At 46.4% G+C, this 12,818-nt stretch carries 10 protein-coding genes and 1 other annotated feature; of the genes, 8 read left to right on the forward strand and 2 right to left on the reverse strand.

Annotated features, from left to right (window positions below; all coding sequences use genetic code 11):
• Nucleotides 1-40 precede the first annotated feature (40 nt).
• The 3 genes from KIO97_RS12870 (at nucleotide 41) to KIO97_RS12880 (ending at nucleotide 4,821) form a co-directional block, all read left to right on the forward strand.
• Nucleotides 41-1,786 (forward strand): diguanylate cyclase, encoded by a 1,746-nt coding sequence (locus KIO97_RS12870; RefSeq protein ID WP_045369970.1) that lies wholly within the window; start codon nucleotides 41-43, stop codon nucleotides 1,784-1,786.
• 223 nt (nucleotides 1,787-2,009) lie between these two features.
• On the forward strand, nucleotides 2,010-4,370 hold the full coding sequence (gene arcB, locus KIO97_RS12875) for an aerobic respiration two-component sensor histidine kinase ArcB (protein WP_012127010.1): 2,361 nt from the start codon (nucleotides 2,010-2,012) through the stop codon (nucleotides 4,368-4,370).
• A 1-nt stretch (nucleotide 4,371) separates the two neighbouring features.
• Nucleotides 4,372-4,821, forward strand: a complete 450-nt coding sequence (locus KIO97_RS12880; RefSeq protein WP_038888973.1) for a hypothetical protein — start codon at nucleotides 4,372-4,374, stop codon at nucleotides 4,819-4,821.
• Nucleotides 4,822-4,925: 104 nt separating this feature from the next.
• On the opposite strand, the gene arcA is transcribed toward KIO97_RS12880, so the two are convergent.
• A complete protein-coding gene (gene arcA, locus KIO97_RS12885) occupies nucleotides 4,926-5,642 on the reverse strand; it encodes a two-component system response regulator ArcA (protein WP_005436194.1) in 717 nt (238 codons plus the stop codon).
• 360 nt (nucleotides 5,643-6,002) lie between these two features.
• Here arcA and KIO97_RS12890 point away from each other — a divergent pair, with 360 nt between their 5' ends.
• Nucleotides 6,003-6,410 (forward strand): DUF3293 domain-containing protein, encoded by a 408-nt coding sequence (locus KIO97_RS12890; RefSeq protein ID WP_285382858.1) that lies wholly within the window; start codon nucleotides 6,003-6,005, stop codon nucleotides 6,408-6,410.
• Nucleotides 6,411-6,464: 54 nt separating this feature from the next.
• On the forward strand, nucleotides 6,465-6,947 hold the full coding sequence (locus KIO97_RS12895; protein ID WP_005426466.1) for a putative 4-hydroxy-4-methyl-2-oxoglutarate aldolase: 483 nt from the start codon (nucleotides 6,465-6,467) through the stop codon (nucleotides 6,945-6,947).
• On the opposite strand, the gene KIO97_RS12900 is transcribed toward KIO97_RS12895, so the two are convergent.
• Nucleotides 6,944-7,414: a ribonuclease regulator gene (locus KIO97_RS12900; RefSeq protein ID WP_285382860.1), complete on the reverse strand. Its 471-nt coding sequence runs from the start codon at nucleotides 7,412-7,414 to the stop codon at nucleotides 6,944-6,946. The genes KIO97_RS12895 and KIO97_RS12900 overlap by 4 nt on opposite strands.
• A 442-nt stretch (nucleotides 7,415-7,856) precedes the next feature.
• Nucleotides 7,857-7,973 (forward strand) — a sequence feature (Thr leader region).
• A gap of 53 nt (nucleotides 7,974-8,026) precedes the next feature.
• Between KIO97_RS12900 and thrA the strand changes: the two genes are divergently transcribed.
• The 3 genes from thrA to thrC are packed head-to-tail and all read left to right on the forward strand — an operon-like array spanning nucleotide 8,027 to nucleotide 12,740.
• Entirely contained in the window at nucleotides 8,027-10,486 is a 2,460-nt protein-coding gene (thrA, locus tag KIO97_RS12905) for a bifunctional aspartate kinase/homoserine dehydrogenase I (RefSeq protein WP_038888975.1), read from the forward strand.
• A gap of 20 nt (nucleotides 10,487-10,506) precedes the next feature.
• On the forward strand, nucleotides 10,507-11,463 hold the full coding sequence (gene thrB, locus KIO97_RS12910; protein WP_285382870.1) for a homoserine kinase: 957 nt from the start codon (nucleotides 10,507-10,509) through the stop codon (nucleotides 11,461-11,463).
• Complete coding sequence (gene thrC, locus KIO97_RS12915) at nucleotides 11,460-12,740, forward strand: threonine synthase (RefSeq protein WP_005534177.1); 1,281 nt, start codon at nucleotides 11,460-11,462, stop codon at nucleotides 12,738-12,740. Before thrB ends, thrC begins: the two co-directional genes overlap by 4 nt.
• Nucleotides 12,741-12,818: the final 78 nt, after the last annotated feature.

Genomic DNA, 12,818 nt, shown 5'->3' on the forward strand with positions numbered 1-12,818 from the left:
ACTGTTATATTTCTCCCGATTTGCTTTAAAGGTCGGAAAAATGGATCAGTTACTCAATTGGCTCTGGGATGGGCAGGGCGACTACGGATTTGTGGTCCTGCTCTCTGTGGTATGTGTAATCACTGTTACGCTGATCTATCTGCGATTCCAATCCGCTTTAAAACACCTCGTTACTGACTCTCCTTACCCCGTACTTGTACTCGACGCAAGTCATGGTCAATTACTGCTTTCTAACGATCCTGCGATGCAATTACTTGGCATCCGCGCATTAGGGTCTGGCTTTCTTTATCCTGCCTCTTTTCACACTGAAGAGCTGGTGGCGCTACTCGATAGCTTTTCCAGCCGCCATTTCCGCCATCAATTATTTGATTGGCGGTTATCTGAAACAGAAAACGTCAAAGTTGAACTGTCTGGTAAAAAGAGTGTACTGCGTGGTCATCGAGTCTGGATTATCTACGCTCAACCTTATCAAGCGACACTTCAAGAGCAGCAGAAAGAGCTAGAAAAATTAGGCATTGCTCGCTCTGCGATCGATTCTCTATCTGAGTTGATTTGCTTACAAGATCAGCAGGGTAAAGTGTTAACAACTAACCGAGCGTTTGATCTTTTCTGGGAGGGGCGGAGAGAAGAAGCCTGCTCTGCAAACATTAGCCCGATCGCGACAAGAAAAAGTGAGCGTCGTTGGACGACAGACCCTCAAGGACGAAGTTGTTTGCTTGAAGTTAATCAGAGTTCGTTAGTCTCTCAGAGTGGAGAGATGATTGGCACCTTGTCTATCAGCCATGATGTCACTGAATGGCACAAGATGCAGCAGAACCTACGTGATGAGATGGAGCGCCGTAAAGATACCGAAGTCGCTTTGGCACAGCGCGATACCATCTTACAAACCATTCTGGATGCCAGCCCGGACTCAATCGGTATCTTCAATGAGAACATGGTTTACCAAGCTTGTAATAAACCCTTTGTTAATGCTCTCGGCATTTCCGATGTGGGAGATTTGATTGGTAAGCGCCTGCAAGATGTCATTCCTGAGGATATCTATATCCGCTTAGAAGCGAGTGACCTACAGGCTTTACAACAAACTCAGCCAATTCGATACATCGATAAAGTGAGCAGCACCGATGGTTACTACACATGGTTTGATGTGGTGAAATCGCCGTTCAAAGATAAAGCCTCTGGCACCAATGGCGTGTTGATCATGGCACGTGATATTTCAGAGCGTTATCTTGCTGAGCAGAAACTTGAAGAAGCGAATTTAGAACTAGAGAAACTCAGCTTCTCAGACAGCTTAACTCAAGTGGCCAACCGTCGTCGTTTCGATGAGCAACTGCATACCCTTTGGTACCACCATATTCGTGAGAAGTTACCACTGACTATCATGCTATGTGATATCGACTTCTTCAAAGATTACAACGATTGTTATGGTCACCAGCAAGGTGATGAAGCCTTAGTGAAGGTGGCTGCGGTATTCCAACAAGTCGCGAGCCGATCTTCTGACTGCGTGGCGCGTTACGGTGGTGAAGAGTTCGCTTTCATTTTACCTAATACAACGACGGAGGGGGCGCTGAAAGTCGCACAGCGCATCCATGAGCAAATTCACGAACTGGCGGTCGAACATCGCAGTTCAAATACATCGGACCGACTGACAGTCAGTATCGGTTTCGTCGCTTATGTTCCTCATCATGGTGATGAGCCAGAAATGGGCGTTGCAATGGCAGACAGTGCGCTTTACCAAGCCAAGGCTGATGGCCGTGATTGCACCAGTGTTCATCCAAGTTCTTACTAACGCTTTGTGACCGCTTGCTCTAAGTTGAGAGTAGGCTGTTTAAATCACCGTATTAAACACGTTAAACTGCAAGCACATAGGATGAGGCGTTGATGAGCCCTGAAACACCGCTACTCCATCCGTGTGTCTTTCAAATAGGTAAATCGTTGTTGCTTCTTCGCTCAGCGGTTTCGCTTTTCATTTTGTCAGGGTTCGATATCTAGCTTGTTCCGTGGAGTAGTGAATGAAGCCCATGAAAAATCTCGCCCAGTACTATGTTGACCTATTGGTCAAACTGGGGATTGTCCGTTTCTCGATATTGCTGGCGCTGGCGTTGGTGGCATTGGCTGTTGTGGTGCAAGTGGGGATTACCTTAGCGCTGAAAGGCAATGTCGACGATATTGATATTGTCCGTTCAGTGTTCTTTGGTTTGTTGATCACCCCTTGGGCGGTGTACTTCCTATCTGTGGTAGTCGATCAACTAGAAGAGTCACGTCAAAGACTAACCAAGTTGGTATCTAAGCTTAAAGACATGCGTTCTCGTGACCAAGAGCTAAACTTCCAGCTACAGCAGAACATTGAGAAGCTCAACCAAGAGATTGAAGAGCGCATTAAAGCAGAAGAAGCTCGCGAAGAAGCGATGCAAGATCTTGAGAACGAAGTTTTCCAACGTGAACGCACTCAGCTTGAGCTTGCCGAGCGTACGGCACTATTGCGTTCTTTTATCGATGCATCTCCTGACTTGATTTACTACCGTAACGCTGACGGTGTTTTCTCTGGCTGTAACCGCGCGATGGAAGAGCTAACTGGTAAGAAAGAGCACCAGTTAGTCGGCTTGAGCCCATGGGATGTCTACAGCAAAGAAGTGGCGGAGCATATCGTCGATACCGACCAAAAAGTTTTTGCCGACAATCAAGCTATTACTTACGAACAATGGCTGGAATACCCTGACGGGCGTAAGCATTACTTTGAACTGCGCAAGGTGCCGTTCTACAGCAAAGATGGCCGCCATCTTGGTCTGGTTGGTTTCGGTCGTGATATCACTGAGCGTAAACGCCACGAAGAATCACTAGAAAAAGCCAGCCGTGACAAAACCACGTTTATCTCTACGATCAGTCATGAGCTGCGTACGCCATTAAACGGCATCGTTGGCTTGAGCCGTATGTTGCTTGATAGTCAGTTGACTGAAGAGCAGCGTAAGCACATGCAAACCATCAATGTTAGTGCCATTACTTTGGGCAACATCTTCAACGACATCATCGATATGGACAAGTTCGACCGTCGTAAGTTGGAGCTGTTACCAGCCCCATTGAACTTTGAAGACTTCGTCGCTGAAATCGAAAGTATCTCGGCTCTGATGGCTGAGCAAAAAGGGTTGCGCTTCGATCTAGAGCGTCTGAGCTCGTTGCCAAAAGCGATTGAAGTGGATGCGACCCGCCTGCGTCAGGTGATTTGGAACCTCGTTAGCAATGCCATGAAGTTCACTAAAGAAGGTGGCGTAGTGATGACGGTGAGTGCAGATGTAGAAGACGATTACGCGACCATCATCATGGAAGTGGAAGATACTGGCATCGGTATTCCAGACGAAGAGTTGGATAAGATCTTCGCTATGTACTACCAAGTGAAATCTGGCAAAGATAACCTGCATGCGGTTGGCACTGGTATTGGTTTGGCAGTTTCTAAGCAGCTGATCAACATGATGGACGGTGATATTACCGTAGCGAGTGAAGAAGGCTTTGGCAGTACCTTCACCGTGTCCATTCACGTCCCAATTGTTGAGCTCGCAGAGCCGGTTGTCGATGCAAAACGCGATAACGTGCGCCTGAATATCTTTATGGTGGAAGACATTGAGTTGAACGTCACCGTTGCTAAGTCACTGCTTGAGAGTTTAGGGCATACCGTGACCGTTGCAATGACAGGCCAAGAGGCGCTAGTGAACTTTGTACCGGATGAATATGATTTAGCACTGCTTGATATTCAATTGCCTGACATGACGGGTTTTGATGTCGCCAAGTACTATCGCGAGCACTACGACAATCTGCCGCCGCTGGTGGCCTTGACGGCTAACGTCATGAAAGATCGTCGCGAGTATCTAGATAATGGTATGGACGATGCCATCAGCAAACCGCTTGCGGTTCAGGCAATGCAGGCAGTGATTGATAAGTTCTTCGTTAATCGTATTGAAAGCCAAGAAGAAGTCGTTATCGAGCCTGAAGTGGTTGAGGATGTTACACCTACCCCATCACCAGTCATCAATACCCATTTGCTTGATTTGGATATGCTAGAGTCATACGTGGATATCGTGGGCGTGAAGCCTGTGTACGATAGCATCAAGATGTTCGAAGACATGATGCCGGATTATATTGAAGTGCTCGACTCAAATATGACGGCCAAAGACCAAGATGGCATTGTCTCCGAAGCTCACAAGATCAAAGGTGCGGCGGGCTCCATTGGTCTTAAACACATTCAAAGCGTTGCTCAAAAAGCGCAGTCTCCAGACATGCCAGCATGGTGGGAGAACATCTCTGATTGGGTCGAAGAAATTAAAAACGAGTATCAAAACGATATTCAAGTCTTGAAAAGTTGGTTGGAACAGAGGAAATAACATGAAGAAATTTGCATCGGCAGCACTGGCAATGGCGCTTCTGGCGGGTTGTAGTTCTGCTCCTCAGGTTGGTTGGCAAGAGGACAGTCAAATCACCATGAACAAGGTGAATGTTGAACTGAAAAGCAATCTGTGGGTAAATCTAATGCCAACCATTGGCGAAGTTCAAGAACAGAACGTGCACGGCGCACTGTACTTGAAGGCTGATAAAGAACTTCCAGCAAACTTGACCGTTGATTCGTTGATCATCAAGCAGGGTGACTCTGAGTGGGAAATCGATGGTGATCTGCTCGAACTGCGTACTCACAGCGAAAATCAGTGGGAAGTGGCGTTTGTATGGCAAATTGAAGCGGATATGGAGAAGTCGGTCGATTTAGCACTGTTGTTGGATGACGCAGGTAAGAAAGGTTGGTTAGTCGAAAAAGGCATCCGAATCGACAAGGTGTACTAATCGCTAGGTTTGTACTAATTACGGTTTTGTACTATTTGCTCGTTTACAGATAGAAAAAGGGCTTGCTCATGGAGCAAGCCCTTATTGTTTTTTACTGAGGCAGATTAGTCTTCTAGATCGCCACAGAAGCGGTAGCCTTCACCGTGAATTGTCGCGATGATTTCAGGTGTACCTGATACTGATTCAAAGTGCTTACGAATGCGACGGATAGTTACGTCTACAGTACGGTCGTGTGGCTTAAGCTCACGGCCAGTCATCTTCTTAAGAAGATCAGCACGAGTTTGAATCTTACCTGGGTTCTCACAGAAGTGCAGTAGAGCACGGAACTCAGAACGAGGCAGTTTGTAGCTATCACCAGCTGGGCTCACTAGCGAGCGGCTGTTGATGTCTAGCACCCAACCGTTGAACTCGTATTTTTCTACCGAGCGTTTCTCTTCCTGTACAGCGTTAGTGCTCATAGAGCGGCTTAGCAGGTTGCGCGCACGGATAGTCAGTTCACGTGGGTTAAATGGTTTAGTGATGTAGTCATCAGCACCAATTTCAAGACCTAGGATCTTGTCTACTTCATTGTCACGACCAGTTAGGAACATCAGAGCGATGTTCGCTTGCTCGCGAAGTTCACGTGCTAGAAGGAGACCATTCTTGCCTGGAAGATTAATGTCCATAATAACCAAGTTGATTGAATTTTCAGACAACACTTGGTGCATCTCTTCACCGTCACTGGCTTCAAAAACAGCGTATCCCTCTGCTTCAAAAATACTCTTAAGAGTGTTACGAGTTACTTGCTCATCTTCAACGATAAGAATCTGCGGGGTTTGCATTGGCGGTACCTAAATTTGTGACAAAATTGTGCTAATAGAATAAATTCTAGGCAAAAATATAACATACAGGTAATGTGATTTTGATAATAAATCAAGTTGATCAAAAAAACACTTCTTTCAGTTATCCGCCCTCCTTGGAATTTTGCCAACTCACCAGTATCCAATGGCGACGTTTATTCTATAGGGCTTGTTTACCTTTCAATTCCAGTATTTATGGGGCCTGAAACGTAAACACCCTAAGATATGGAGCGGATTTTATATTGTTAACAGCATGCTAACAATGCTCAAATGTTAATTCCATTCAGTTTGTTGATTTACATCAATTGATGAAATGTAACTGTTATTAATCGTTTAAGAGTTATGATAGAAAAAAGTAATACGAACATAGACGCATCGTTATGGAATGCTTATTCAAAGTCTTTCTTCCGTTTTCATGCTGAATGGCAGGTTACCAGCTACGCAGTGATAACTGCTTGGAACCCTTACAGTAATTTGCGGTCAAAAGAAGAGAATTGCATAAGTACTCATAAGCTCGAGAAACAATTAAACCACGTAAAGTACGTGCCTGTCACGGTAGGCGATCAGGCATTTGAGTGGTTGGAAGAAAGTTACGCTGCGGAGTTAACCCCACAAGCGGCGGTAGAGTTGGCCAATCAGTTCCAGCAGAACGCGATTTACTACGTTATTGATGACGAACTTTATTTGATTGCTTGTTCCGCTCCTGAGGTGATGCACAAGCTAGGGTCGATAACACCGCGACTCGTATAGAAGGATACTACTCACCTGGGCGTTGGTTCGGATGAGACAATTCACGGAGGAACTATGAGAGACATAACACCAGACATTTGTGACCAATTTGAGGACCAAGTTACCCTGCTGAGCTTACCATTGCAGAACTTTGGTCAACGCAGTGCCTTTCACGGCGAAATTGTCACTGTGCGCTGCTACCACGATAATTCCAAAGTACGTGAAGTACTGAGTGAAGACGGCACAGGAAAAGTGCTGATCGTGGATGGACACGGCTCTTGTCAAAAAGCTTTGCTTGGCGATCAATTGGCGATTCTTGGTATCGAAAATGGATGGGAAGGGATCATCGTTTACGGTGCGGTTCGTGATGTGGCGCAGATGTCACAGATGGACATCGGTATTCAAGCATTGGGTACATGCCCGTTTAAAACTGAGAAGCGTGGCATGGGAGAAGTCAACGTGACATTGACCATGCAAAACCAGATCGTACAACCTAAGCATTATGTGTATGCGGATTGGAATGGGGTATTAACTTCGAAAGAGGCGTTGGATTTTTAGAAGCGGAAACCTAGGCCTACTTCAAAGCCTTGTTGCCAGTCTTGATAATCCAAAGTGGCGTGAAGATCCAAGTTCTCGGTGATTTTCACGCGGCTCGATACTTCTGCGGCAAGGCTACTGTCTTCTTCACGTATGCCTTCTGTCGTTTCGCCTTTGTAAGAACGCACCGTACTTTTCACCGTTACGCGATCGTTCACGTGATAGCTGATACCACTTAAAAAGCCGCTCTGATTCTGAGTTGGAGAGTTATTGACGCGAGCACCCACGTAAAGATCGACAGAATCAAAGAGCTCATACGCGTACCCACCATCGATATTCCAGACGTCAAAGCTGTCGGTTTGGTAGTTTTCACTCGAAATGAAAAGTTTGTGTGGAGACGAGGAAGTTTTGCCCGGTAAAGGCGGAAGATCACTGGCGACAGAAATGCCAGGCACAACGAACAGTAACAGAAAAATCCATTTTTTCATGTTGACCACTCCTTGTGTCTAACTTTGTTATTAGTATGTGCTAAAAGCTTCTCACTATTAAAGCATAGAATATGAAATCCAGCTCATTTATTTTCTGTTTAATTCGATCCTATGAACATTGATCACGGTTAAGTGTTTGTTAAGTAATGTCAGTAAAGGATGGCATTTTGATCTTGTGCTCAGCGTTTAAGATCGGCTCAAGGATCATTCGATGATTTGGTTTTTAGTGAGTTAAGAACTGTGCACAAAAAAGTAACCCAAACCGCTGTAACGGTAAATCCTTGTAATTACTTTGAAATATCAATGACATTGCGTAGCAGAAATCTCTGCAAGGCCGGAAAATAAACAATTTTTTGTTGACTCTGTTTACGAAACTCGGTAAACGTAGAGTTAAGCAAACACATAATTATCGTTGAATATTTATTTATGACATCTCACAGCCAAGTAGTAATGACCACAACCATTATTATTACCAACACGACCAATGTTGGGGCAGGCTGCTGAGCGAAAGAAATTCACAAAGAAGGCCTGTATCCAACAAGATACAGGCCTTTTTTTATGCTTTTTTATACAGAATTTAGACAGATTTAAGAAGATACATCGGAGGAAGGGATGCGAGTATTAAAGTTTGGCGGCTCATCATTAGCAGATGCAGATCGCTTTTTGAGAGCGGCGGATATCATCGCCAACAACGCACAACAAGAAGAAGTCGCAGTGGTACTTTCTGCACCTGGCAAAACAACCAACAAGCTGGTAGCGGTGATTGAAGGTGCGCTTCGCAATGGTGAAGCTGAACTGCAAATCAATGAGCTGGAAGCTTCTTTCAAAGCTCTGTTTGCAGATATCCAAGTTGTATTACCAAACATCGATGGTGCAGCTTTCGATAACCAAGTTAAAACCTCACTTTCTCAACTTCGCCAGTTCGTTCATGGCATCAATCTTCTTGGCATGTGCCCAAACAACGTCAATGCACGCATCATTAGTAAAGGTGAACGCGTTTCGATTCAGCTGATGAAAGCGGTATTGGAAGCGAAAGGGCAACCAGCGCATCTTATCGACCCAGTTGAATACCTCTACGCAAAAGGCGATCACCTAGAAGCCATGGTCGATGTTGAAGTTTCAACTCAGAACTTCCGTCAGAACCCTCTTCCTCAGGGCCATGTGAATATTATGCCGGGCTTTACCGCAGGTAACGAGAAAGGTGAACTAGTTACACTAGGTCGTAATGGTTCAGACTACTCAGCAGCGGTTCTTGCGGCGTGTCTGCGCGCAGATTGCTGTGAAATCTGGACAGACGTTGATGGCGTGTACAACTGTGACCCTCGCTTAGTAGAAGATGCTCGTCTGCTTAAATCGCTTAGCTACCAAGAAGCGATGGAGCTTTCTTACTTCGGTGCTTCTGTTCTGCACCCGAAAACCATCGCACCAATCGCACAATTCCATATTCCTTGTCTGATCAAAAACAGCTTTAACCCACAAGGTGCGGGTACGCTGATTGGTCAAGACACTGGCGAAGATAACCTCGCTATCAAAGGCATCACGACGCTGAACGACCTAACGATGGTTAACGTGTCTGGCCCGGGTATGAAGGGTATGGTTGGCATGGCAAGTCGAGTATTTGGCGCAATGTCATCAGCAGGTGTGTCTATCGTTCTGATCACTCAATCTTCTTCTGAGTACAGCATCAGCTTCTGTATCGAAGCGCAAGACAAAGCAAAAGCACAACAAGTATTGGCGGATGCGTTTGAACTTGAACTAAAAGACGGTCTACTTGAACCAGTCGAGTTCATTGATGATGTTTCTATTGTGACACTTGTGGGTGACGGTATGCGTACATCACGCGGTGTTGCATCTCGCTTCTTCTCATCTCTTGCTGAAGTGAACGTAAACATTGTAGCTATCGCACAGGGCTCGTCTGAGCGTGCTATCTCTGCCGTGATTCCTGAAGACAAAATCTCTGAAGCGATCAAAGCGTGTCACGAGAATCTATTCAACTCTAAGCACTTCCTAGACGTATTCGTGGTTGGTATTGGCGGCGTTGGTGGTGAGCTGGTGGATCAGATCGAGCGTCAACAAGCCAAGCTTGCGGAAAAAGGTATCGTGATTCGCGTGTGTGGCTTGGCAAACAGTAAAGGTCTTCTACTTGATAGCGAAGGTCTGCCACTAGAGCATTGGCGTGACCGTATGTCGGCAGCGACAGAAGAGTTCAGCCTAGCGCGTTTGATTTCTTTGGTTCAACGTAACCACATCATCAACCCAGTATTGGTGGACTGTACTTCAAGTGAAGATATCGCGAACCAATACGCTGACTTCTTAGCGGCTGGTTTCCACGTAGTTACACCAAACAAGAAAGCAAACACAGCCAGCATGTCTTACTACCATCAGCTTCGCGATGTTGCGCGCAGCTCTCGCCGCAAGCTGATGTACGAAACAACCGTAGGCGCAGGTCTACCGGTGATCGAAAACCTACAAAACCTAATCTCAGCGGGTGATGAACTAGAGCGCTTCAGCGGTATCCTTTCTGGCTCTCTGTCATACATCTTCGGTAAGTTAGATGAAGGTATGAGCCTAAGTGAAGCAACCAACATCGCCAAGCAAAATGGCTTTACTGAACCGGATCCTCGTGACGATCTATCGGGTATGGATGTGGCGCGTAAGCTACTTATCCTTGCTCGTGAAGCTGGCATGTCTCTAGAACTAGAAGACGTTGTGGTTGATCAAGCTCTGCCACCAGGTTTTGACGACTCAGGCAGTGTTGAAGAGTTTATGGAGCGCTTACCAGAAGCGGACGCCTACTTTAAAGAGCTGTCAGCTAAAGCGGCAGAAGAAGGCAAAGTACTGCGCTACGTGGGTGAAATTGTTGATGGTAAATGCACAGTAAGCATTGCAGCAGTCGATGAAAATGACCCGATGTTTAAGATCAAAGATGGTGAAAACGCACTGGCATTCTACAGCCGCTACTACCAACCAATTCCACTGGTATTGCGTGGTTACGGTGCGGGTACTGAGGTTACGGCTGCTGGCGTATTCTCGGATGTGATGCGTACTTTAGGTTGGAAGCTAGGGGTATAACGACAATGAGTTCAAGTGATATGGATGTAGTGGTTTATGCCCCAGCATCAATTGGTAATGTAAGCGTAGGTTTCGACGTTCTGGGGGCGGCGGTGTCTCCAGTCGATGGCACACTATTGGGTGACCGAGTATTGGTTAAGTCTGGGGCTGAGCCGTTCAGCCTAAAGGCGGCGGGTGATTTTGTTGAGAAGCTGCCAACCGAGCCCAAAGAGAACATCGTTTACGATTGTTGGGTGGTGTTTGCTCGTGAGCTAGACAAAAAAGGCGTCGAGCTCAAACCACTTGAGATGACGTTAGAAAAGAACATGCCAATCGGCTCTGGTTTAGGCTCAAGCGCATGTTCTATCGTTGCGGCATTAGATGCATTGAACCGATTCCATGGACAGCCGCTTGACGAGACAGAGTTACTGGCGCTGATGGGAGAAATGGAAGGCAAGATCTCTGGTGGTATTCACTACGACAACGTCGCGCCGTGTTACCTTGGCGGTGTGCAATTGATGCTTGAAGAGTTGGGTATCATCAGCCAAGAAGTGCCTTGCTTTGACGATTGGTACTGGGTGATGGCATATCCGGGTATCAAAGTATCAACAGCAGAAGCGCGTGAGATCCTACCATCTCAATACCGCCGACAAGATATCATTGCTCATGGTCGTCATCTTGCGGGCTTTATTCATGCGTGTCATTCTGGTCAGCCAGAACTTGCTGCAAAAATGATCAAAGACGTGATCGCAGAACCGTATCGTGAGAAACTGCTTCCGGGTTTTGCAAATGCACGTCAATACGCAGCGTCTGCGGGTGCATTGGCAACCGGTATTTCTGGCAGTGGTCCGACACTGTTCAGTATTTGCAAAGAGAAAGATGTCGCTGAGCGAGTTGCTCGCTGGTTAGAACAGAACTACGTACAAAACGAAGAAGGATTCGTCCACGTTTGTCGTTTAGATAAGCAGGGTTCGAAAGTAACAGGAAGTGAGCTATGAAGCTTTACAATATAAAAGAAAATGATGAACAAGTTTCCTTTGGCCAAGCCGTTCGCCAAGGATTAGGCCGTAACCAAGGTCTATTTTTCCCATCGGAATTACCAAAATTTGAAGATGTTGATGCTCTGCTGGCAGAGGACTTTGTCTCTCGTAGTACGAAAATCCTATCAGCACTGATTGGCGATGAGCTGGCGGAAGAGCAAGTTAACGCATTGGTTGACGCTGCATTCCAATTCCCAGCGCCAATCAACCAAGTAAAAGATGGTGTTTACGCTCTGGAGCTTTTCCATGGTCCAACGCTTGCGTTTAAAGACTTTGGTGGTCGCTTTATGGCGCAATCTCTTGCTGCAGTTTCGGACGGAGGCAAGATCACTATCCTAACGGCAACTTCTGGCGATACTGGCGCAGCCGTTGCGCACGCTTTCTACGGTATGGAAGATATCAACGTTGTGATTCTGTACCCGAAAGGCAAAATCAGCCCACTGCAAGAGAAGCTATTCTGTACGCTTGGTAAGAACATCCATACTGTCGCGATCGATGGAGACTTCGATGCGTGTCAGGCTCTGGTTAAGCAAGCTTTTGATGATTCTGCACTGCGTGAAGAGATCGGTCTTAACTCTGCAAACTCAATCAATATCAGCCGTTTGATGGCGCAAATCTGTTACTACTTTGAAGCAGCTGCGCAAATGAGCAAACAAGAGCGTGAAAACCTAGTTGTATCAGTACCAAGCGGTAACTTCGGTAACCTAACTGCTGGTCTACTGGCAAAAGCACTGGGTCTGCCTATTAAGCGCTTCATCGCTGCAACGAATGCCAATGACACTGTGCCACGTTACCTAGAAACGGGTCAGTGGGCGCCGAAACCAACAGTTGCAACAACATCGAACGCAATGGACGTGAGCCAACCAAACAACTGGCCTCGTATCGAAGAGCTATGCCGCGTGAAAGAGTGGGGCTTGGAGACGCTAGGTAAAGGTGCAGTGTCTGATGAGCAAAGCGCTCAGTCGGTGAAAGACCTATACGCACTTGGCTACCTATGTGAGCCACACGGTGCGATTGCTTACCGCGTTCTTGAAGAGCAGCTGCAAGAGGGGGAAACAGGTCTGTTCCTATGTACTGCTCACCCAGCGAAGTTCAAAGAAGTTGTGGATGATATTCTAGAATCCGACATCGACCTTCCTGCACCACTAGCGAAGCACGCTGCGATGGAGCTCCTATCGGAAGATCTCGACGCTGACTTTGACGCATTGAAACAAGTACTGCGCCGCGTGCAGTAAGCTTCAAAAGTACAGTCAGTAGCAAAAACAGAAATAACGAGAGGTGAATGAGCAATCATTCACCTTTTTTATTGCTAG

The sequence above is a fragment of the Vibrio sp. B181a genome, from assembly GCF_030248375.1.
GTDB classification, from domain to species: Bacteria; Pseudomonadota; Gammaproteobacteria; order Enterobacterales; family Vibrionaceae; genus Vibrio; species Vibrio campbellii.